17 protein-coding genes are annotated in these 20,975 nt (G+C 65.8%); 11 read left to right on the top strand and 6 right to left on the bottom strand.

Annotated features, from left to right (window positions below):
- Positions 1-123: 123 nt before the first annotated feature.
- From GUY37_RS17800 to GUY37_RS17785, 4 genes are all read left to right on the top strand, one after another.
- Positions 124-1,545 carry a dihydrolipoyl dehydrogenase family protein gene (locus GUY37_RS17800; RefSeq protein WP_166828477.1) on the top strand — a complete coding sequence of 474 codons (1,422 nt, stop codon included), beginning with the start codon at positions 124-126 and terminating at the stop codon, positions 1,543-1,545.
- Between the two features lie 113 nt (positions 1,546-1,658).
- Positions 1,659-2,447: an IclR family transcriptional regulator gene (locus GUY37_RS17795; RefSeq protein WP_166828474.1), complete on the top strand. Its 789-nt coding sequence runs from the start codon at positions 1,659-1,661 to the stop codon at positions 2,445-2,447.
- Positions 2,448-2,601: 154 nt separating this feature from the next.
- Positions 2,602-3,852: a cytochrome P450 gene (locus tag GUY37_RS17790; protein WP_166828471.1), complete on the top strand. Its 1,251-nt coding sequence runs from the start codon at positions 2,602-2,604 to the stop codon at positions 3,850-3,852.
- A gap of 108 nt (positions 3,853-3,960) precedes the next feature.
- Complete coding sequence (locus tag GUY37_RS17785) at positions 3,961-5,652, top strand: HAL/PAL/TAL family ammonia-lyase (protein ID WP_228278244.1); 1,692 nt, start codon at positions 3,961-3,963, stop codon at positions 5,650-5,652.
- Positions 5,653-5,728: 76 nt separating this feature from the next.
- On the opposite strand, the gene GUY37_RS17780 is transcribed toward GUY37_RS17785, so the two are convergent.
- Entirely contained in the window at positions 5,729-6,841 is a 1,113-nt protein-coding gene (locus tag GUY37_RS17780) for a PDR/VanB family oxidoreductase (RefSeq protein WP_166828468.1), read from the bottom strand.
- Positions 6,842-7,080: 239 nt separating this feature from the next.
- Here GUY37_RS17780 and GUY37_RS17775 point away from each other — a divergent pair, with 239 nt between their 5' ends.
- The gene (locus GUY37_RS17775; RefSeq protein WP_166828465.1) at positions 7,081-8,601 is read left to right on the top strand and encodes a sodium:solute symporter family protein; all 1,521 of its coding nucleotides are present in this window, start codon (positions 7,081-7,083) and stop codon (positions 8,599-8,601) included.
- Positions 8,602-8,770: 169 nt separating this feature from the next.
- A complete protein-coding gene (locus tag GUY37_RS17770; RefSeq protein ID WP_228278243.1) occupies positions 8,771-9,160 on the top strand; it encodes an MmcQ/YjbR family DNA-binding protein in 390 nt (129 codons plus the stop codon).
- Positions 9,161-9,195: 35 nt separating this feature from the next.
- On the opposite strand, the gene GUY37_RS17765 is transcribed toward GUY37_RS17770, so the two are convergent.
- Positions 9,196-10,434, bottom strand: a complete 1,239-nt coding sequence (locus GUY37_RS17765; RefSeq protein WP_166828462.1) for an SLC13 family permease — start codon at positions 10,432-10,434, stop codon at positions 9,196-9,198.
- 11 nt (positions 10,435-10,445) lie between these two features.
- On the opposite strand from GUY37_RS17765, the gene GUY37_RS17760 reads away from it, so the two are divergent.
- Complete coding sequence (locus tag GUY37_RS17760) at positions 10,446-11,306, top strand: aldo/keto reductase (protein ID WP_166828459.1); 861 nt, start codon at positions 10,446-10,448, stop codon at positions 11,304-11,306.
- A gap of 112 nt (positions 11,307-11,418) precedes the next feature.
- Positions 11,419-14,892 (top strand): DEAD/DEAH box helicase, encoded by a 3,474-nt coding sequence (locus GUY37_RS17755; RefSeq protein ID WP_166828457.1) that lies wholly within the window; start codon positions 11,419-11,421, stop codon positions 14,890-14,892.
- A 92-nt stretch (positions 14,893-14,984) separates the two neighbouring features.
- Here GUY37_RS17755 and GUY37_RS17750 read toward each other — a convergent pair whose 3' ends face one another.
- Positions 14,985-15,338, bottom strand: coding sequence for a PadR family transcriptional regulator (locus GUY37_RS17750; protein ID WP_166828454.1), 354 nt, complete (start codon positions 15,336-15,338; stop codon positions 14,985-14,987).
- Between the two features lie 2 nt (positions 15,339-15,340).
- Positions 15,341-15,793: a hypothetical protein gene (locus GUY37_RS17745; protein WP_166828452.1), complete on the bottom strand. Its 453-nt coding sequence runs from the start codon at positions 15,791-15,793 to the stop codon at positions 15,341-15,343.
- Positions 15,794-15,873: 80 nt separating this feature from the next.
- Here GUY37_RS17745 and GUY37_RS17740 point away from each other — a divergent pair, with 80 nt between their 5' ends.
- Both GUY37_RS17740 and GUY37_RS17735 read left to right on the top strand, forming a co-directional pair.
- Positions 15,874-16,557: a hypothetical protein gene (locus GUY37_RS17740; protein WP_228278242.1), complete on the top strand. Its 684-nt coding sequence runs from the start codon at positions 15,874-15,876 to the stop codon at positions 16,555-16,557.
- Between the two features lie 90 nt (positions 16,558-16,647).
- Positions 16,648-18,078, top strand: coding sequence for a PepSY-associated TM helix domain-containing protein (locus tag GUY37_RS17735; protein ID WP_166828447.1), 1,431 nt, complete (start codon positions 16,648-16,650; stop codon positions 18,076-18,078).
- 17 nt (positions 18,079-18,095) lie between these two features.
- Here the strand turns inward: GUY37_RS17735 and GUY37_RS17730 are convergent, their stop codons facing one another.
- Positions 18,096-19,184, bottom strand: a complete 1,089-nt coding sequence (locus GUY37_RS17730) for a diaminopropionate ammonia-lyase (RefSeq protein ID WP_166828445.1) — start codon at positions 19,182-19,184, stop codon at positions 18,096-18,098.
- The gene (locus GUY37_RS17725) at positions 19,181-20,368 is read right to left on the bottom strand and encodes an amidohydrolase (RefSeq protein WP_166828442.1); all 1,188 of its coding nucleotides are present in this window, start codon (positions 20,366-20,368) and stop codon (positions 19,181-19,183) included. The genes GUY37_RS17730 and GUY37_RS17725 overlap by 4 nt, the downstream gene beginning before the upstream one ends.
- Before the next feature lie 119 nt (positions 20,369-20,487).
- Here GUY37_RS17725 and GUY37_RS17720 point away from each other — a divergent pair, with 119 nt between their 5' ends.
- Positions 20,488-20,955 (top strand): Lrp/AsnC family transcriptional regulator, encoded by a 468-nt coding sequence (locus GUY37_RS17720; RefSeq protein ID WP_166828440.1) that lies wholly within the window; start codon positions 20,488-20,490, stop codon positions 20,953-20,955.
- The last annotated feature ends 20 nt before the right edge of the window (positions 20,956-20,975 follow it).

Here is a 20,975-nt window from a genome sequence, read left to right as displayed (position 1 = left end):
GGTGCGGAGCGTGGAATACGAGACGAAACGAACCGTTGAACTCTGTGCAGACAGTCACGAAATCCTCCGGCGGGCAGGCCGCCCGGGAATAGAGTGACAACCACACACGTGAGAGGACAGAGGATGACGACTCAGGCCACGACGCAGCAGACCTCCGCCACTACCGCAGCAGACCACACCGAGCACGTCGACCTCCTCGTCATCGGCTGGGGCAAGGGCGGCAAGACCCTCGCCGGCACCATGGCCAGGGCAGGCAAGAAGGTCGCCGTCGTCGAACAGTCGGAGATGATGATCGGCGGCGCCTGCATCAACATCGCCTGCATCCCCACGAAGATCCTCGTCCACGATGCCGAGAACAAACGGGCGGACGATGACACCGACGAATACTTCGCCGAGACTGTCAAACGCCGCGACACACTGACCGGGGCGATGCGGAAGAAGAACCACTCGATGCTCGCCGACCTCGACTCGGTTCTGCTTGTCAACGGTCGCGCCGAGTTCTCCGGCGACCGCGAAGTCCGCGTCACCGGCGGTGCCGACACCATGACGATCACCGCCGACACCGTCGTCGTCAACACCGGTTCCCTCGCCAACATCCCGCCGATCGACGGCGCCCGGCTCGGCGGCCGCATCCACGACTCCGCATCCCTGCAGCACGTCGATCCCTTCCCCGAGCGCCTCGTCATCGTCGGCGGCGGCTACATCGGCCTCGAGTTCGGATCGATGTTCGCCCACTTCGGCTCCCAGGTCACCGTCCTCGACCGCGGCCCGCGTCCGCTGGCGAATGAGGACGACGACGTCGCCGAGGTGGTCGCCCAGGCTCTGACCGATGACGGGGTCACCATCGTCAACGACGCGTCCGTGACCGCGGTCGACGACGCTGCAGACTCCGCGACAGTGACCTACACGGTCGGAGACGAAGAGAAGACCATCGACGCCGAGGCGGTCCTCCTCGCCGTCGGACGCCAACCCGCCACCGCGGACCTCGGTCTCGAGAAGGCCGGCATCGATACCGATGACCGCGGCTTCATCACCACCGATGAGTACCTGCGCACCTCCGCCGAGGGCGTGTACGCGTTCGGCGACGTCAACGGCGGACCGATGTTCACCTATATCTCCCTCGACGACAACAGGATCCTCGCCGATCAGCTCCTCGGCGAGGGCAAGCGGTCGACGACGGACCGCAACAGCGTGCCGTACACGATGTTTCTCACCCCGCCCGTCGCCCGCGTCGGCCTGACCGAGGGGGCCGCCCGGGACGAAGGGCATGAGATCAAGGTCGGCGCGAAGCTCATGGCCGATATCGCCGCGGCGCCCCGGGCGAAGATCGAAGGCGACCCGCGCGGCATCGTCAAGTTCGTCGTCGACGCGAAGACCGACCACGTCCTCGGCGCGGCGCTCGTGCACGTGCATTCGCAGGAGGTCATCAACACCGTCGCGCTGGCCATGCGCCACGACGTGACCGCGACCGAGCTGCGGGACACGATCTACACCCACCCCTCGGCCACCGAGGCGCTCAACGAGGTGCTCGGTACGCTGACGTGAGACAGTGCCTGCGTCGGGCTCACTAGGAGCGGCGGCACGTGCAGACCGGCACGGATATGATCGCTGGGACGGTGGGCGCCGCACCCGGACGCCCCTGAAGACACGAGGTCCCGATGGTAGAGTCGCCTGATCACGGCAAGAGGATCCGCGCAGCGGATCGTCCCCCGTCTGCGCACGATGGCAGAGGACGCGACACATCGCTCGAGCGCGGCCTGCGGATCCTCTCGACCGTCGCCGAAACAGGGGACACCAATGCGAAGAACCTTGCCGCCGCTCTGGGCCTGCCTCTGTCGACGACCTATCGCTACCTCAAGACTCTGCGCAGCTTCGATCTTGTCGAAGAATACGGTGGACGATATCTGCCCAGCTCCCGCCTGAGTTCGTGGTCAGGTGCCGCGACTACTCGGTCGCATCTGCTTGATGTCGGAAACAAGTTCCTCAGAGAGCTGAGCGAACGCAGCGGCAGAACATCGGTCCTCGCCGTGCGCGAAGGCCGGAACGCCGTGTGCCTGCGCCAAGTGGCCCCCGATGAGGACGCAGAGATCGCCTTCCGCACCTACGAGGTCCTGCCCTTGGACAGAGGCGCAGGGCAGAGAGTCCTGCTCGCTCATGCTCCAGCCCAGATCATCGCCGAGGTGATCGCCGACTCCCGTCTTGCCGAAGAGACCCTGGTGACGTCGCTCCAGCGGATCCGTTCCGACGGGTTCGCCTATTCCCAATCCGAGCTGGGCACTGGCGCGAATGCACTGTCCTACCCGGTCATCGTCCGCGGAGAGGTTCTGTGCTCCCTCACGTTGGCCGGACGCTCTGAACGCTTCGGAAACTCGACCGCAGCCTCACTCAAGCCAGTCCTCACCGAGGCGGTCGAGGCGCTCCGCGCCGAGCTGCTCGAGGTCTGCTGAAGCCAAGAGACTGATTCCCGCAGGCTGAGAATTCGATTCGCCGGGCGTCACCGGAGTTCCTATTCTGCAGGGAATGCACGCGTACGTGCCCACGCCGCCCGCAGAAGAGAGACACTGGTGCGGTTCGCCCCAGAACGAGCAATGGAGGTCATTCATGGTGAACGCAGCGACGGACTCTGCCACCGCAGGGTCTGCCACATCAGACGCTCGGATCCCCGATATCCCCGTCCTCGATGAAGACCCCTATTCGCTGGGCAACCTCTCGAATCCCTACCCATTCATGAGCAGACTGCGAGCTGCCGGTCCTGCCGCTTGGCTGAGACAGTACGGAGTGCCCGCTTTCGGCCGTGATGCCGAGGTGCGCGAGATTCTCGAGGACTACCGCACCTTCATCTCCGGAGCGGGCGTCGGCAGTGTCAACATTCATCACAATCCGCCGCTGCGCAAGCCCGGGATCCTCGAAGTCGACCCGCCGCTGCACACACGAATGCGCTCGGCCATGGACGGCGTCATCACACCGCGACGGTTGCGACCCCGGCGGAAGGACTTCTCCACATACGCAAAGAATGTCATCGATGAGATCCTGTCGACCGACGACGGGGAATTCGATGCCGCTCGTCTGTCCGAACAGTACGTGTTGCGCGTCTTCGGCGACGCAGTCGGCATTCCCCGCGAAGGCCGAGCCGAGAATCTCCTTGTTCAAGGGGCGGCGAACTTTGCGACCTTCGGCCCGCAGAACGAGATCGCCAAACGCTGGATCGACGAGTCCGCAGGCACCTACGACTGGGTACTGGCGAACTGCGCTCGCGAAGTCCTCGACCCCTCGGGTATGGGAGCCCAACTATGGGAGTTCGCCGACTCGGGTGAGATCAGCCCGGAAGAGGCGACGCTGCTGGTCAGAGCGCTTCTGTCGGCAGGCTTGGACACGACGATCTTTGCGATCACGAACACGCTCAACACCTTGGCCCGTCACCCCGAACAGTACGCAAAGGTCCACGCCGACCCGCGGTTGGTGCGGTTCGCCATCGACGAATCCTTGCGGCTCGAGAGCCCGTTCTACGCCTTCTACCGGACCACGTCGAAGGACACGATCCTCTCCGGGGTCGAGATCCCGGCCGAGACGAAGGTGCTCGTGTTCCCCGGCAGCGCGAACAGGGACGAAAACAGATGGGGAGACGACGCCGACATCTACCGGTTCGACAGGGACTCGAGCGGGCACCTGACTTTCGGGATGGGCATACACCAGTGCGTCGGCCAGCCGATCTCGCGAATGGAGATGGACGCCTTCCTTTCCGCTTTCGTCACTCGCATCGCAAGACTCGAGCCGACGGGACCGACGGAACCACTGGTCCACACGACGCTGCAGAGCTATGCGACGGTGCCGCTGAAAGCGCATGCGGCCTGACGCCCAACCGTCGTTTGAACGGCAAAAGCACGATTTGCTGACTCCGACGACCCACCGCCACAATGCCCACGCACGGACACCAGCCCGACCCGAACGAGAGGACTCGATGTGATCGATACCGCCGCAGCCTGCACCCGCGAGGAGTTCCCCGGAGAGGATCTCGTCCTCGGACTCGAACCGGCCACCTTGGACCAGCTGATCGACGTCGCACGATTCCGTCGCCGTATCCGCCTGGCCCCGGAAGTCGAGGCCCACTGCGCGAAGTCACGTGAATGGCTCGACGACGTCATTGCCCGCATGCACGCCGGCGAGCACGTAGAAGCGATCTACTCGGTCAACACCGGGTTCGGCTCTCTGGCCGGGCGGCAGGCCTTCCCCTCGGCCGATGATGCCGCCGAACTCTCCCGGCGGCTTATTCTCGCCGATGCTTCCGGCGTGGGCCGAATCGTGGACGAGGAGGTCGTGCGGGCGACGATGTTCATCCGCGTCGTCTCACTCACTCAGGGCCATTCGGCGATCCAGTGGGCGCTCGTCCAAGGTCTTGTTGCCATGCTCAACGCCGATGTGTGGCCAGCCGTTCCCGAATACGGCTCGCTCGGTGCCTCCGGAGACCTCATTCCGCTGGCCCATATCGCGCTTGTGCTCACGACCGCCCCGGACGGAAGCGACGAACCGGAGAACTCCGGGGAAGCGATCCTCGACGGCCGCGTCGTGTCCGGCCATGAGGCAATGGCCGCTGCGGGAATCGCACGCATCCCCGTCGGCGCCAAAGACGGACTCGCACTCCTCAACGGCACATCCTTCTCTCTCGCTCAGACCGCGCTCGCCGCCTGGGATGTGCAGGGCGCCCTCCACACCGCCGAAGTCACCGCCTGTCTGTCGATCGAGGCGCTGTTGGGCTTCGGAGATGCCTTCATCGCCGAGCTCCACGAGGCGCGGGGCCAAAAGGGACAGCTCCAGGTCGCCGGGCGGATGCGTGAGTACATGAACGACTCGCAGCTGACGACGGGTGATCGGGACCACGACCCGCAGCGCCAACCGCCCCAGGACGCCTACTCCCTGCGGTGCGTTCCGCAAGTCTTCGGGCCAATCGCCGACACCCTCGACTTCGCTTTCGGGATCATCGAGCGGGAGATCAATGCGGCCACGGACAATCCGCTCGTCTTCCCCGATCTGGGCCGCGACCTCAAGGCAGTCTCGGGCGGGAACTTCCACGCCGAATATGTCGCCTTCGCCGCGGACTTCCTCTCGATCGCGGCCACCGAGATCGGCAATATCACCGAACGTCGGATCTTTCGCCTCGACGACGGCACGCTCAACCGGGGTCTGCCGGACATGCTCGTCGACTCCGAACAGGTCGGTCTCGACTGCGGCTTCATGCTCCCGCAGTACCTCGCCGCCGCGCTTGTCTCCGACTGCAAGACTCTGGCCCACCCCGATTCTGTTGATTCGATCCCCACCTCGGCGAATCAGGAGGACCACGTGTCGATGGCGAACAACGCCGGCCGGCACCTGCGGCAGATCGTTGCCAATGTGGAGGTTGTCGTCGGCGTTGAACTCCTTATGTCGGTGCAGGCACTCGAACTGAGGGTGCAGGCCGGGCGGCCCGATGGGACTTCGGTCTCGGAATCCGACCTGTCTACCACGGCGCAGACGGTGTCGGCGATGCTGCGATCGGCGCCCGACGAACAGGGGAAGACGATTGCCCACCTCACTCGCGATGTCGTCCTCTACCCGCAGGTGCGCACAGCCGCGTCGTTGGTCAAGCAGCGTGCAGTTCTCTCTGCCGCCCGGAGCTGAGACATCCCGTGCCCGGTGACGGCTGCGAATCGCAGTCATCACCGGGCACGGGTGTGCACAGATCTGGTTCGCCGTCTCAGAGGTCCAGGGCGATGCGCCTGCCGCAGGCGCGGGAGACGCAGATCATCATTGTCTCCTGTGCCATATGCTCTTCGGCAGAAAGCACCGAATCCCGGTGATCGGCCTGCCCGTCGAGGATGACGGTTTCGCAAGTGCCGCAAGTGCCTTTCTGGCACGAGCTCAAGGTACGTACGCCCGCGTTGTTGAGGGCGTCGATGATCGTGCAGCCGGCTGGCACATCGATCTCGGAACCATCCCCGAGCTCGACGATGAAGTCCTCGTCAGTTCCCGTAGCCTCGGTGTCGGGCGCGGTGTCCGTTGGCGGGTCGGATCTGGGAGCGCCCGCCGAGGCGGTACCACCAAGGTGTGGAGCTGACCGTGCCGGTTCGCTGGCATCGTCGAAGTCCTCACAGATCACAGAGATGCTCGGGTGGTCCACGAAACCGATTTCGAGAGCCCGCATCAGAGGCATGGGACCGCAACTGTACACGGTAGTTGGTTCTTGGCGGACCGACGCCCAGTCCTCCGCAGCGGACACCGCATCGGGCCGTCCGGCCGCCTCGGTGATGTGGATCGTCACTCTGTCCGATCCATACTCCCTGACGAGAGCATCCGCGAAGGCCATCGATTCCTGCCGACGCCCGACGTAAAGCAGATGCCAGTCACGGCCTGCCGCAGCTGCCGCGGCGATCATCGCCGTCAGCGGGGTGATGCCGATGCCGCCGGCGACGAAGTACGCGGGACCGGTGCCGGAGTAGCCGAAGGTGTCACGAGGACCGCGGACGAGCAGGGATGTGCACGAGCCGAGATTCGCGTGCAGCCAGGCGGATCCGCCCCGACTGTGGTGTTCCCGCAGCACCGCGACGCGCAGGGACTCCGCGGGTCCGGCCAGGAGCGAGTAGTGACGGATCGCAGGCCCGTCCGGCAGGGGAACTGCCACCTCGATATGGGAGCCCGGAGCGGAATCGGCAGCCGCCTCGGAAGGGGCGAGGTCGATGCCGAGCACCTCAGGGGTGAGTGCGCGGAGGGCGCTGACGGGCACTGGACGGAACCCCTGACGGATGAGCATGTCGAGATCGATGCCGTCGAAATCACCGATCGCCGGACTGCCGTGCATGGTTGCCGTCATTGGTCCTCCAGACTTCAGTGGCCTCATCGCTTCGTCGCTCGGGCCGCGTATACGTCACCAGTTTGGACTCGCCGGGAACGAGCCGCGACTGGCATTCTCAGCCGTTGGGAATCGCAGTTGTCGCGATCGACAGCCCCGCAGAAGAGTTGGCGTCAACCGTCAGCGGCGAATGTGGTGAAGCGAAGGAGCAGCCGCATTTCAGTTCACGGTGACAGAACCCTCTGCGGAAGGAAACAACGGTGTCTCCCTTTTGGCTCATGGGCGCGCTCGCCGCCTATTTTCTCATTTTGCTCGGTGTCTCCCTGTACAAGAGACGCACCGACACCGAAACCGACTATTTCCTCGGCGGCAACACGATTCCCGCCTGGATGCTGGCCATGGCATTCGTCGCCACCTGGTACGGCGGCAACTCGGCCCTCATCTCCGTCGATGAGGCGAACACCCAGGGGATGGGGTCATGGTGGGTGCTCGGCGGTCCGACCGTCATCGCCGTTATCGCCCTCTTCTTCCTCGGGCCGATCATCCGCCGTGCGGGCCTGCTGTCCCAGGACGGGATCATGACTTCGCGGTACAACAAGACGGCCGGGACCGTGCTCTCCATCGTCACCGCGATCTACCTCATCGTGTGGGGTGCGAGTCAGATGGTCGCCCTCGGCCTCTTCTTCATGGTGTTCTTCGAGATCAGCTTCGCCTGGGGTGTGGCCGTCGCCATAGCGTTCTCACTCGCCTATGCGATGATCGGCGGCTTCCGGGCCGTCGTGCTCACCGAGACGGCACAGTTCGGATTCTTCATGCTCGGGCTCATCGTCACCTTCGTCGGAGCCGTCATCGTCTCCGGCGGCCCCGACGCGATCATCCAGACGATCGAGGCCAAACGCGATGCGGCATTCCTCAACCTGTGGGAGGGCTTCGGTCCGAACCTCGGCTACGTCATCGCCTTCGGTCTGGCTTTCACCATCGACCCCGCCGCCTGGCAGCGCCTGCAGGCAACGAAGTCTCCGAAGGAGGCGCGGAACGTCACCGTGCATGCGATGGTCTACTTCCTCCCGCTGTACTTCCTCGTCGTCTTCGCCGGCATCGCTTCGATCGCGGCGTTCAACGAACCGCCGGAGCAGGGGCTCGTCGCCACGCTGGCCACCAGCCATTTCCTGCCGATCTTCGGTGTCATCGTCTTCATCGGCATCGCAGCGGCGATCATGTCGACGATCTGCACCACTCTCAACCTGTCCTCGCTCTACCTCACCGAGCTGACGACGAAAGCACTGCGTCGCGACGTCGAGGAGAAGCAGAAGGTGTGGATCGCCCGGGGCGCCACTCTGGCGGCTGCGATCATCGGCTTCGTCGTCGCCGTCCAGCTGCCGAGCGCGCTGACGCTGCTCGCCCTTGCCTCCGAGATGCTGGCCGCAGGCGTGTTCTTCCCCCTCGTCCTCGGCTTCTTCTGGCGACGCGCGAACTCCGCCGGAGCCATCGCCTCGATCATCGGCGGGGGAGGCTTCATCCTCTACGGGTTCCTCATCGAACTCGGCATTGCTCTGCCGTCGTTCTGGGGCGCGGGATCTGTGACAAGGGTGCTCATCGGCCTCTGCATCAGCCTCGTTCTCTATGTGGGAGTGTCGTTGTCGACTCCTGCTGAATTCTCGAAGGCAGATGAGTTCGTCGGGAGGAGCCGTAGAGCGACTCTCGGAGAAGTTGGCAGACCAGCGACGAGCGGTTCCGGAGAGGGACCCCAGGGCTATGAACCCGATGTGGTGAACAAATAACCGGTCGCAGCGGTTGTACGCGAATAGCTTCTGGTCCGACCGGAACCTTCGGTCGGACCAGAACTGTTTGGGAGGCTCACCCCAACACATATGTGGTCATCAACGCACTCGACGGAAAAATCCCAGCCGGGCTCGTCTGAGAATCCCACAGGGTGCGTATCGTGGGGTCATGGCGCATCCGCAGATGTTCGACGACGACGATCCGGTGCTCGAGCGGTTCCGGACCATCGCATTGAGCCTCCCCGAGGCAAAGGAGAAAGTCTCCCACGGACGGCCGACTTTCTTCACGAAGAAGGTCTTCGCCTATTTCGGCGCAGCCCGCAAGGACGCGTCCGGTGAGGTCATGCAGCACCCGCACGGCATCCTCGTCCTCCTCGATCCCCTGGACGCCGAGGTGATGCTCGAGCGACCGGACTCGTTCGTGCCGATGTACCTGGGTCCGACCGGGTGGATCGGTCTCGATGTCGAGCAGCTGAGCGATGCAGAGCTGCGTGACGTCCTCGCCGACTCCTACCGCAACACTGCCCCCGCCGGGCTCGCGAGGCTCATCGAGGACTGACGGCACCGCCTTGCTGGTCCCGGGCCTGAACGCCGTCATCCCAGCCACAGTGCCAGGGTCGTCACCGGCACGAGCACGAGACTCAGGCCGAGTCCGAGCACTGCGAACCTCCGCCAAGAGATCTCGACGCTCATCGCTGTGAGCCTGTGGTGCCACAGCAGAGTGGCCAGCGACCCCCACGGACTGATGAGCGGGGCGAGATTCACGCCGATGAGCAGGGCTCCGAGCCGCAGAGGTGTGTCCGCAAATGCAGAGAGGCTGAGGTAGGCCGGCAGATTGTTGACCGCATTCGCGCCGAGGGCTCCGATGCCCGCGATCCGCAGCAGGTCGAGCACGCCCTGACCCTGACCGACCGCGGTGCCGAGAACCGTGTCATAACCCTGCACGTGGATCGCCTCGACGATGACGAACAGACTCGCTGCGATCCCCATGGTCTGCCAGGGAATGAGGCGCAGCGTGAGGACGCTGCGCCTGCGGAAGGCGAAGACCGCGACGAGCACGAGTGCCGCGACACCGGCGACGAGTGCGACAGGAACTCCGGAAACGAGCATCGGCAACAGCACGGCGACGACCACGGCTGCAATGATGAGCAGGCGCCGGTCGGGAATCGCGGTCGTCCCCGCGAGCTCGTAGCGGCCCGCCAGACTCCTGCGGTGGATGAGAGTGAGCGCGACGACGGTGATGAGCACCGCCGCGAGAGCCGGAGCCCAGAACTCGGCGAGGAAGCCCAGCGGCGTACCCCCGAGGGCGTCCGCGGCCAGCAGGTTTGTCAGATTCGACACTGGCAGAAACAGCGAAGCGGTGTTGGCCAGCCACACGGTGGCGAGGGCGTATGGCAGCGGAGAGACGCCGACGTGCCGGGCCAGGACCACAATGACCGGGGTGATGAGCACCGCCGTCGTGTCCAAGGACATGAACGCCGTGCTCAGCGTGATCATCGCCAGAACGAACACCCACAGCAACACGCGTCGTCCCCGCCCCCACACAGCCAGGCGTTCGGCGACGACCGAGAACACGCCTGCGGCGCTGGCGAGCTCGGCGACGATCGTCATCGCGATGACGAAAATGAGGACGGGGCCCGTCGTCTCAGCAAGCGCGACGACGTCAGCGCCCGGCAGGCCCCCGCTGACGATCGTGAGGACCGCGACCGTCACGAGCGTCCAGGGCACGATGACGTTCCATCGCAGAGAGAAGGGTTTCCGTTGGCGTTCGCGCACACCTGCAGAGTACGGCACTTCGGTGACGACCCTGGCCAGCTCCACCTCGGCGGACATAGGCTGGGACCATGGCCAACTCAGCTGACTACACCACCCCAGCCATCATCCCCACCCTCGACCTCAACGACGGTCGCGCGATCCCGCAGCTCGGGCTCGGCATCTACGCGATGACGGGCGAGGACGGCATCGACGCGATCGAATCGGGCATCGACAACGGCTACTGCCTCCTCGACACGGCGGTCAACTACGAGAACGAGCGCGAGGTCGGCGAGGCCATCGTGAACACCGGCGCCCCACGCGAGGATCTGTTCGTCACGAGCAAGATCCCCGGTCGCCACCACGGCTTCGACGAGGCCATCGCCAGCACCGAGGAATCCCTGGCCCGGCTCGGCCTCGACTACCTCGACCTCCACCTCATCCACTGGCCCAATCCCAGCGTCGGCAAGTACGTCGACACCTGGCGCGGCCTCATCGAGCTGCGTGAACGCGGGCTCGTGAAGTCCATCGGCGTCTCGAACTTCACCGAGGCGATGCTCGCCGAGCTCGTCGAGAAGACCGGGGTCACACCGGCCGTCAATCAGGTCGAGCTCCACCCGTATTTCCCGCAGGAGAAGCTCATCGCCTTCCACCGCTCGATCGGCGTGCAGACCGAGAGCTGGTCCCCGCTCTACCGTGACCAGGGACTGTTCGACGAAACCCCCATCGCCGAGGCGGCCGCCGCCCACGATGTGACCCCGGCCCAGGTCGTCCTGCGCTGGCATATCGAAGTCGGTTCCATCCCGATCCCGAAATCGGCGAACTTCGACCGCCAGCGCCGCAACGCCGACGTCTTCGACTTCGCCCTCACCCCCGCCGAGGTGGCCGCGATCTCCGGACTCGAGCGCGGCCGGATGAAGGACCGGGATCCGCTCACCCACGAAGAGATGTGAGGTTGGGGCCCAGCCCAGGTCGGGAGTGCTGCTCAGCGAATCGGCGGGGCGGTCGATCTGCGCGGCATGAGCACGGGCAGCCCGTGTCAGCGGCGGATGAAAGACTGGTGTCATGGATCGAGCCATGACAATCGTGCCGACGGAGGAGCTGAGAAGCCTCGCCGATCCCGGCACCTTCGCGCGCGGCAGCGACTACGCGAGGATCGGGCAAGTGCTGGGGGTGGCCTGGCACGAAGCAGAGCGGGAGCTCGTCGCCGATGTCGCCGGATCCGGTGGGCTCTACCAGACCACCATCGTCTTCGACGACGAAGAAGAGCCCTGCGAGATCCTGGGCACCGACTGCACCTGCCCGGTCGGCGGCTACTGCAAACACTGTGTGGCCGTGCTCATCGTCAACAACCAGCAGATGCTGGAGCTGCGGACATCGGCGATCCTGGACGCCGGTTCCATTCGCCGGCCGGGCGAAGCCGACCCGACCGCCGACAGTTCGACCGCAATCGCCGATCCGGGCGGGCAGCAGACGAGTCGTTGGGGAGGGTGGTCGCCGCCTCGACGCGCGCAGAAACCCGAGTGGCAGCAGCGACTCGACCGCATCGTCGAGGCCTCGCGCAGGTCGAGCCCGAAAACCGAGACCGTGGCCCTCGGCTTCGAACTTCATCGTCCTCCGCAGCGCAGCTACTTCAACAGGGCTCCATCCAAGCTCAAGGTCTCCGAACTCCCCGACGAACCCGAGCCACAGCTGTACGTACGGCCGCTCGTGCCCGGGGCGAAGGGCAACTGGATCAAAGGGCAGGCGGGATGGCACTGGTTCACATCACGACTCAATTCCTCTCGTTTCGACGCCGACCAGTTCGAATGGCTCTACCGACTGGTCACCCTCGACGACGGCCTCGGCCGTCCCGGCTATTCGACCGCGAGCTCGATGATCTCACTCGACGACTTCGGCTCGCCCTTCCTCTGGGAACTGCTCGGCCAGGCCGCTGACCTCGACATTCCTCTTGTCAGTGCCGACAAGCAGATCGAGATCCGGCTGGGCCGGCAGACAGAATTCCACCTCGACGTCACGCGCGACGACGCTGACCTCCTCCTCAGCGCCGCTCTCGCCATCGACGGCCATTCGGTGTCCGCCCGCGATGTGCGGCCCATCGGTCGCAGCGGCGTATACAGTCTGGAGATGGTCGGCAAGGCGAAGGCCGCGATCACTCTTGCGCCGCTGAATGAACCTCTGACTCCACCGCAGCGCACCATCCTCAACGATGCCGCCGTGACCAGAATCCCCGCCACGGCGCACGAGGACTTCTTCGACCGCATCCTCCCGCTTCTGCGGACACCCCCGAACCGGCCGGGCGGTGCCCGCGCCGACGGTGAACGGCTCATCAGCAGTGACGGATCGGTCGACCTGCCCGTCGAGAAGTCTCCCCACCTCAACCTGCAGATCCGCTACGAAACTCCCGGGACACGCAGTCGTGGGAAGGGGCCGACCACGCCGACGATGCGTCTGGCCTGGTCATGGACCTACTACTCTCCTCAGCGGACCTGTGCCCTTGTCCCTCATCACAGCGAACTGTCCGACCAGGTGCGCGGACGCGACCAGAAGTTCGAAAACGCCGTGCTCCGCCGCCTGCGCGCCATCGACCCCGACGCCGCTCGAGCGGAATCGACCACGCTGACCGGCATCGACGCCGCCACCTACAGCACCCGGACCCTGCCCCGGATCCGGGAACTGGACGACGTCGAGGTCACTGTCGCCGACGCCGATGCTGCCCCTGACTTCCGCGAGCTCGAGGCGACTCCGCAGGTGAGCCTCCGCACGTCGGCCACCGATGACTCGGACTGGTTCGACCTCGGCATCGACGTCACCGTCGACGGCCGCGACATCCCCTTCGTCGACCTCTTCACCGCTCTGGCCCAAGAGCAGTCGCACCTCATCCTCGACGACGGTTCGTTCTTCTCGCTGGAGAATCCCGCCTTCGACCGACTGCGGGAACTCCTCGCCGAGGCGAACGCCCTCGATGGCTTCTCACCGGAGAATCCGCAGATCAGCCGCTATCAGACGGCTCTCTACGATGAGCTCGAGGACCTCGCCGACGACGTCGCGGACGATCCGCGCTGGACCGCGCTCATGGACGGGCTGCGGGGTCTCGACACCATCGCCGAGGTGGCCGTGCCCGAGACCGTGAACGCGCAGCTGCGGCCTTACCAAGCCGAGGGATTCCGGTGGCTGGCGTTCCTCCGTGAGCACCACCTCGGCGGGATCCTCGCCGACGACATGGGACTGGGCAAGACCCTGCAGACGCTTGCCCTCATCGACCGCGATCGGACACTGCGGCCGACCGATCACCGACCGCCGTTCCTCGTCGTCGCCCCCACCTCGGTGGTGGCGAACTGGGTGCTGGAGGCGCGGAAGTTCACCCCGCATCTGAACGTGACCGCAGTGGGGGAGACGGCGAAGAAGCGGAAGCGACCCGTCGCCGAGGCGGTCACCGGTGCCGACATCGTCGTCACCTCGTACGCGGTGATGCGTTTGGACATCGACGAATTCGCCGGCGTCGAATGGGCGGGAGTCGTCTTCGACGAGGCCCAGTTCATGAAGAACAATCAGGCGAAGACGCACCGCGCGGCCCGGCGCCTCGAGGCTCCTTTCCGGTTGGCGATCACGGGCACACCGATGGAGAATTCGCTGACCGACGTGTGGTCGCTGGCCGCGATCACCTCGCCCGGGCTGTTCCCGGATGCGAAGAGGTTCAAGGAGGACTACGTCCGGCCGATCGAATCGGGTGAGGCGCCGGAGCGGATGGATCGGCTGCGGTCGCGACTGCGCCCATTCATGCTGCGGCGGACGAAAGACCTCGTCGCAGCGGATCTGCCGGAGAAGCAGGAGCAGGTGCTCACGGTCGAACTCGAACCGGCGCATCGGCGACTCTACGACACGGTTCTGCAGCGCGAGCGCAAGCAGGTGCTTGGCCTCCTCGGCGAGTTCGAGAAGAACCGGTTCGCGATCTTCCGGTCGCTGACCCTGCTGCGAATGCTCGCCCTCGACCCGGGCATCGTGACCGAATACGCGGATTCGGGGATCACCTCGAGCAAACTCGGTGTCCTGATGAGCCACCTCGGTGAGGTCCGGAATGAAGACCATCGGGCCCTGGTATTCAGCCAGTTCACGAGCTATTTGCGTGCGGTGGCCGTCGAACTCGAGGCCAACGGGATCGACTATGTCTACCTCGACGGGTCGACGAAGGATCGGACGACGGTCATCGAAGCCTTCCGCGAGGGCAGCGCCCCGGTGTTCCTCATCAGCCTCAAGGCCGGCGGATTCGGACTCACCCTCACCGAAGCGGATTACGTGTTCCTGCTCGACCCGTGGTGGAACCCCGCGGCCGAGAATCAGGCCGTCGACCGGACACATCGCATCGGGCAGACCCGCAGTGTGATGGTCTACCGACTCGTCGCCGAGAACACGATCGAGGAGAAGGTGCTGGTGCTGCAGACGAAGAAGGCCGAACTGTTCACCGCGCTCATGGACGAGGGCAGTGCGTTCAGCGAGGTGATCTCGGCCGCGGACATCAAGGGCCTGCTGGAGGGGTGAGCGGCCGCGGCGGTTCCCGGAGCAGCGACCACCGCGGTTCCAGCGTAGTGGGCAATGCGCACTGTGGCGGGTGCGCGTGCTTCACTGCGGTGTCAGCCACGAGGCACCTCGACGAGGTGGCCCCGGATCTCCGACAGATAGCTCGCGCCCAGCGGGGTCAGGGACAGCAGCTTGCGTTTCGCACCGGTCCGCGGGGCATCGACGGCCGCGCTCACCAGGAGCCCGGAGTCCTGCAGGCGCTTGATCGTGCGATAGAGGCCGCGTTCGGTGATCTGCCAGCCGGTGGCCGCGGTGACCGCCTCGGCGATGGTCGAGATCTCGGCCGGCTGATGAGTGGCGACCAGCGAGAGCGCGACGGGGGTGAGCATCGACTTCTTGTACGTCTCGACCCAGGAATCGACGCGGTGATCGAGCCACTCCTGCTCTTCCGGAGTTTCGGCCGCCACGCTCAGTCCTCCCAGCCGCGACCGAGGACGCTGCCGATGAGGTGGATGAGCAGTCCGAGACCCCACAGCGCGCTCATCACAACAGTGACTCCGAACCACGAACCGCCGAGGGCGGCCCGAGCGATGTCCGAAGCAGTCCTGTCGACGGCGCCTGCGGCCATGAGGCGGACGATCGCATGGAGGTTGTACGAGGTCGTCACGGTGACAAACGCGATGACATGGGCGATGGCGACCCCGAAGCGCACGCGTTTGAGTACGCGCAGATTCCGCCACAGCCATACGACGATGCCGAAGGCGACGACGGCGGTGAGGATTCCGGAGAGGATCGTGACCTCGCCGCCGGTGGCTGCGATGACGATCTGCACGATGGCCATGGCGATGATGAGGCCGAGCGTATACGGAAGCAGAAGAGTGCGGGCATTGGCGGGCGATGTTGTCTGCGGCGTTGTAGACATGCTGGTACTGTACCTAAGGTTCACTGCATTCGGCAAGAGCAGTCCCTCGCAGTTCGCTGTGTGACAATGAAACCGTGGGGATGAGAGTCAGGCACCGGCGCGCTCTGCGCGGCACCCTTGCCGCAACGGCGGCGACTTTCGTCGCACTGACCTCGCACATCCTCGGTGGGGGCACCTTCCCGACGGCGATGGGTGTCATCGTGCCGCTGGCACTGTCGAGCCTCGTCTGCGTTCTGCTCGCCGGGCGCCGACTGTCGCTGCCGAGGCTGACGATCTCGGTCGGTGTCAGCCAGACGCTGTTCCATCTGCTCTTCTCCCTGTTCACCGCCACCGGTTCGGCCGCGGCCGGCGGCGGACTGACCGGTCTGCTCGGCAGCCACTCGGCTCACAGCACCGCAAGCCACGCCTCGGGCATGGCCGGGGCGCACGCGATGCATTCCGCTCAGAATGCGCACCCGTCCCCGGACGGGACCATGGCCGCTGGGCACGCGATGCATTCCCATGCCTCCCCGGCGATGCTCGTGGCCCACTGCATCGCGGGGATCGTGACGATCGCGATGATCTACTGGGCCGAGCGGCTGCCGGTCATGCTCGGCGAGTTCGCTCGCCTCATCATCCGGGCGGTCATCCCGCGACTCGTCGTCCTTCGCCCGCTCATCGCCGGACCGCGGCGCCAGATCGGCGTCGAGCCGGTGGTGCCGCGCAGCCTCGGCGTGCTCCGGTCCCCGGTGCTGCGGCGGGGACCTCCGCAGCCTGCTTTCTGACACTCACCACACCCGCACATCGGCTCCTCTGAGCCGGAGCGGTCCGTGCTGACCTCAGCTGAGTCAGCGAAACTGAGAGAAAGCATCATCATGACAACACCCTCTGCAACCGTGCCCGAAAACCGGAGGCACTCTGCCCCGTGGTTCGGCGCGCTCCTGCGCCGCCTCCACTTCTACGCCGGCATCCTCGTCGGCCCGTTCATCCTCATCGCCGCGCTCAGCGGGGCGCTCTACGCAATCAGCCCGCAGCTGGAGAAGGCGGTCTATGCCGAGCAGCTGAGCGCCCCACCCACCGATCACCCTCTGCCGCTGGCCAGCCAGGTCGAGGCGGCGAACGCCGTCATCGGCGATGCGGCGACGCCGTCCGCGGTGCGGCCGGCGCCGGAACCGGGAGACACCACCCGAGTGATGTATTCCGATCCGAGCCTGGGGGAGAGCGAATCCCGGGCGGTCTTCGTCGATCCCGGAACCGCCGAGGTGGTCGGTGACCTCACCGTCTACGGAACCTCGGGTGCCCTCCCGCTGCGCACGTGGATCGACCAGATGCACCGCAGCCTCCACCTCGGCGACGTCGGCCGGTTCTACAGCGAACTCGCCGCCTCGTGGCTGGGAATCGTCGCGGCCGCGGGTCTCGTGCTCTGGATCCTCCGCGCGCGCAGGACGAAGAAACCCACCGCGATGCTGCGACCGAGCCGGAAGCATCAGGGACTGCGGCGCACCTTCTCCTGGCATTCCTCGGTGGGCGTGTGGGCGGCGATCGGCATGCTGTTCCTCTCGGCGACCGGGATCACCTGGTCGCAGCTCGGCGGGGACAATGTCACGAAGCTGCGGGCGGCGCTGAGCTGGGAGACGCCGGCCGTTTCGACGGAACTCGGCGGAGCCTCGGCGACGGGTGAGCATGCCCATCACCACGGTGACAGCTCCTCCACCGAGGAGGCCGGCAGTGCCGATGACCAGGCCGCAATCGATCCTGCCGACTTCGACATGATGCTGTCGATGGGACAAGACGTCAATATCGACACCGGGCTCGTCGAGATCCTGTCGCCTGCCGACGACCACTCGGCGTGGGTGGTCCAGGAGATCCAGCGCAGCTTCCCCACGAAGGTCGACGCCGTCGCCTTCGACCCCGAGACGATGGAGGTCACCGATCGGGTCGACTTCGCCGACTACAGTGTGCCCGCGAAGCTGGCGCGCTGGGGCATCGACCTGCACATGGGCTTGATGTTCGGCCTGGTCAACCAGATCGTGCTCTTCGTCCTCGCCGTCGGCATCGCCTCGATGGTGATGTGGGGCTACCGCATGTGGTGGCAGCGGCGTCCGAAGCACGATCCGTCGGAGAGGTTCGGAGTCGTTCCCGCGCGAGGTGCGCTTGCGAAAGCACCGTGGTGGGGCCTCGCCGTGGTCGTCCTCGCCGCCGTCGGTATCGGTCTGTTCCTCCCGATGGTGGGCATCAGCCTCATCGTGTTCGTCGCCGTCGACGTCGCCCTCGGTGTCCGAGCGCGTCGCCGGGCGAAGGTGTGAGGAGCTGATCCGCCGGCTCAGATCGCCGGCACCGGGTTGGCCTCAGCACCCTCGGTGATGGTCAGGACGACGACGCTGTCGGCGTCGACGCCCAGGTGCCGGCGACGGGAGTCCTTGTCCAAACCGGTGAGCGCCTCTTTGGCTCCTGCCAGCGAGGCGGCTCCGCACGGTCCGGCCGCGACTCCGAGTTCGGCGAGCCGGTGCGCAGCATCGATAGCGGCGTCGTCGCTGACGGCCACCGCAGCGTCGAGGCCGTCGCGAACCAAAGGCCACGCCAGCGAAGAGGGGGTTCCGCAATTGAGTCCGGACATGATCGTCTTCCCGGTCTCCACCGTCACGGGGTGGCCCGCGTCGAGGCTCGGCCCCATGCATGCTGCCGCTTCCGTCTCGACGGAGACGACCGCGGTATCTACGGTGCTCGCCCGGCGATAGTGCGCCAGTGCGGCCTGCAGCAGCGAACCGACACCGGTCGGGACGCAGATGAGGTCGGGGGCATGATGACCGGCATCGCTCAGCTGAGCGTTGATTTCGCGGAACAGCGTCGAGTAACCGTCGACGATCCATCCGGGAACCTCTTCGTAACCGTCCCACGCTGTGTCCTGAACGAGCACGGCACCATGTTCAGCCGCATAGTCGGCTGCTGCCGCAACGGTCTCATCGTAGTTGGCGTCGAGCTCGACGACTTCGGCACCTTCATCGCGGATGGCAGCGACGGCGCTCGGGTGGATGCCACCGGCCAGCACGAAGATGCGGGCCGGATGCCCCGCCTCCCGGGCGAACCGGGCGACCGCCCGACCGTGGTTGCCATCGGTGGCGGTGACCACCTCGGCGCCGGGATCCGCCTTCGACGCCTCCAGTGCACGGTGGACGGCCCAAGAGGCACCGAGGGCCTTGAACGCGGGCAGGCCCAGCCGTGTCGACTCGTCCTTGGCGAAGACCGCGGCGACGCCGAGCTCACGGGCGAGCTCCGGCAATGCGACGAGGGCAGTGGGCTCGTAACCGGTCAGTCCGCGGTGGAAGTTGAGGGCCGCATCGTCCTGATCGGGGCTCGACCAGGTGCGGTCACGGTCGTTGGCGGTCCAGGCGGCGGCGGTCGTCGTGGTCATGAGCGGTTCCCTTCGGGCAAGCGGGCGGTGGCGAGTGCGGTATAGAAGTCGATCCCCGCACCGAGGATCGCGTCGTTGAAGTCGAAGTCGCGGCTGTGCAGCGGTGCCGTGCCGCCACCACCGGTCGTACCGCCCTCGGCGATCTCGCCGGCGCCGAGGAAGGCGAAGCAGGCCGGGACCGCGCGGGCATAGGCGGCGAAGTCCTCGCTGGCGGTGATCGGCCGGCAGGACGCGTCGACCCTGTCGGCTCCCACCGCGTGCCGAGCTGCGGCGGCGGCATGGGCGACGCAGTCGGCGTCGTTGATCGTCGGGCGGAACACACGGGTGTAGACAACCTCGCTCGAGGCGCGATGAGCCAATGCGGCACCCTCGGTGATCTCCCGGATGCGGGTTTCGACGAGAGCGCTGTCGGCATCGGTGAACGTCCTCGCGTCCCCGCGGATGACCACCTGATCGGGGATGGCGTTGCGGGCACCGTCGGTGATCAGCTCCGTGCAGGAGACGACGACTGCGTCGAGCGGGTCGACGTTGCGGGCGACGATGGTCTGCAGCGACAGGACGATCTCGGCGCCGATGACCATCGGGTCGATGACGAAATGCGGGGCTGAGGCGTGCCCGCCTCGGCCGGTGATGCGGATCTCGAAGTTGTCCTCGGCGGCCATGAGCGGTCCGGGGCGGGTGTGGATCTCGCCGGCCGGCAGGCCCGGGATGTTGTGGAGCCCGTAGATCTCGTCGGTGGGGAATCGGTCGAACAGTCCATCGGCGATCATCGCTTCGGCGCCGGTGCCCGGTTCTTCGGCCGGCTGGAAGATCAGGTGGACGGTTCCGTCGAAGGCGATGTCCTTCGCCAGCGCCGAGGCGGCTCCGAGCACCATCGCCATGTGCCCGTCGTGTCCGCAGGCGTGCATGGTGCCGTGGTTCTTCGACGCGTAGGCAACGCCGGTGCGTTCCTCGATGGGCAGCCCGTCCATGTCCGCTCGCAATGCGATCGTCCGCGAGCTCGTCCCGCGGGCGAGGGAGGCGACGACACCGTTGCCGCTGATCCCTGTCGTGACCTCCCAACCGAGGGCGGTGCAGGTGCGGGCGACGAAATCGGCGGCCTCGCCGACGTCGAATCCGGTGCCCGGGATCTGGTGAAGGTGCCTGCGCCACCGGGTGGCCAGGTCGATGTGGTCTGTTGTCATGACCTCAGACTCCTGCACCGGCGCGAAGTCATTCAATTGCAACTGACAAAGTGATCGGTTTATGTAGGGCCAGACGCAATATCTTTGCGCGCCGATGGTGAATCGTTGAGACTTGAGGCGTGGATACGACTCTCGATGACATCGATCTGAGACTGCTCGAAGCTCTGCAGGCCGATGCGCGCCTGCCTCAATCCGCGCTTGGCGCACGCGTCGGGCTGTCGACGGCCGCGGTCAATCGGCGACTCAAGCGACTGACCGAAGCCGGCATCATTGTCGGCAGCACTCTGAGTCTGGCCCCTGAACTCCTCGGCCGCCCGGTGCGGGTCATCGCCCAGCTCGCCGTCGAGAGCGAACAGCTGAACAAGCTCGATGCGGTCCGCGCCTCGCTCGTCGAACGTCCGGAGGTCCAGCAGTGCTACTACGTGGCCGGCGAATGGGACTTCGTGCTCATCATGCTGGTCCGGGACATGGCCGAGTACACGGAGCTGACCAGGAAGCTCTTCTTCGGCGACGACAATATTCGACGCTTCAGCACCCAGGTCGTCATGGACGCCGCGAAGGTCGGCCTGACGGTGCCACTGAGGTAAGCTCACAGACGTTTCGATGA

It is taken from the genome of Brevibacterium limosum (assembly GCF_011617705.1).
Lineage (GTDB): Bacteria > Actinomycetota > Actinomycetes > Actinomycetales > Brevibacteriaceae > Brevibacterium > Brevibacterium limosum.
Note: the sequence above shows the minus strand (reverse complement) of the source record. Positions and strands in the feature narration are given on the sequence as shown.

Bases quoted from the DNA above. Each gene is read 5' to 3' on its own strand.
- GUY37_RS17765 (WP_166828462.1), bottom strand. From the start codon at position 10,434: ATGTCCGCCGAGGTGGAGCTGGCCAGGGTCGTCACCGAAGTGCCGTAC.
- GUY37_RS17740 (WP_228278242.1), top strand. From the start codon at position 15,874: ATGAGAGTCAGGCACCGGCGCGCTCTGCGCGGCACCCTTGCCGCAACG.
- GUY37_RS17760 (WP_166828459.1), top strand. From the start codon at position 10,446: ATGGCCAACTCAGCTGACTACACCACCCCAGCCATCATCCCCACCCTC.
- GUY37_RS17725 (WP_166828442.1), bottom strand. From the start codon at position 20,368: ATGACAACAGACCACATCGACCTGGCCACCCGGTGGCGCAGGCACCTT.
- GUY37_RS17770 (WP_228278243.1), top strand. From the start codon at position 8,771: ATGGCGCATCCGCAGATGTTCGACGACGACGATCCGGTGCTCGAGCGG.
- GUY37_RS17795 (WP_166828474.1), top strand. From the start codon at position 1,659: ATGGTAGAGTCGCCTGATCACGGCAAGAGGATCCGCGCAGCGGATCGT.
- GUY37_RS17755 (WP_166828457.1), top strand. From the start codon at position 11,419: ATGGATCGAGCCATGACAATCGTGCCGACGGAGGAGCTGAGAAGCCTC.
- GUY37_RS17800 (WP_166828477.1), top strand. From the start codon at position 124: ATGACGACTCAGGCCACGACGCAGCAGACCTCCGCCACTACCGCAGCA.
- GUY37_RS17730 (WP_166828445.1), bottom strand. From the start codon at position 19,184: ATGACCACGACGACCGCCGCCGCCTGGACCGCCAACGACCGTGACCGC.
- GUY37_RS17745 (WP_166828452.1), bottom strand. From the start codon at position 15,793: ATGTCTACAACGCCGCAGACAACATCGCCCGCCAATGCCCGCACTCTT.
- GUY37_RS17780 (WP_166828468.1), bottom strand. From the start codon at position 6,841: ATGACGGCAACCATGCACGGCAGTCCGGCGATCGGTGATTTCGACGGC.
- GUY37_RS17735 (WP_166828447.1), top strand. From the start codon at position 16,648: ATGACAACACCCTCTGCAACCGTGCCCGAAAACCGGAGGCACTCTGCC.
- GUY37_RS17790 (WP_166828471.1), top strand. From the start codon at position 2,602: ATGGTGAACGCAGCGACGGACTCTGCCACCGCAGGGTCTGCCACATCA.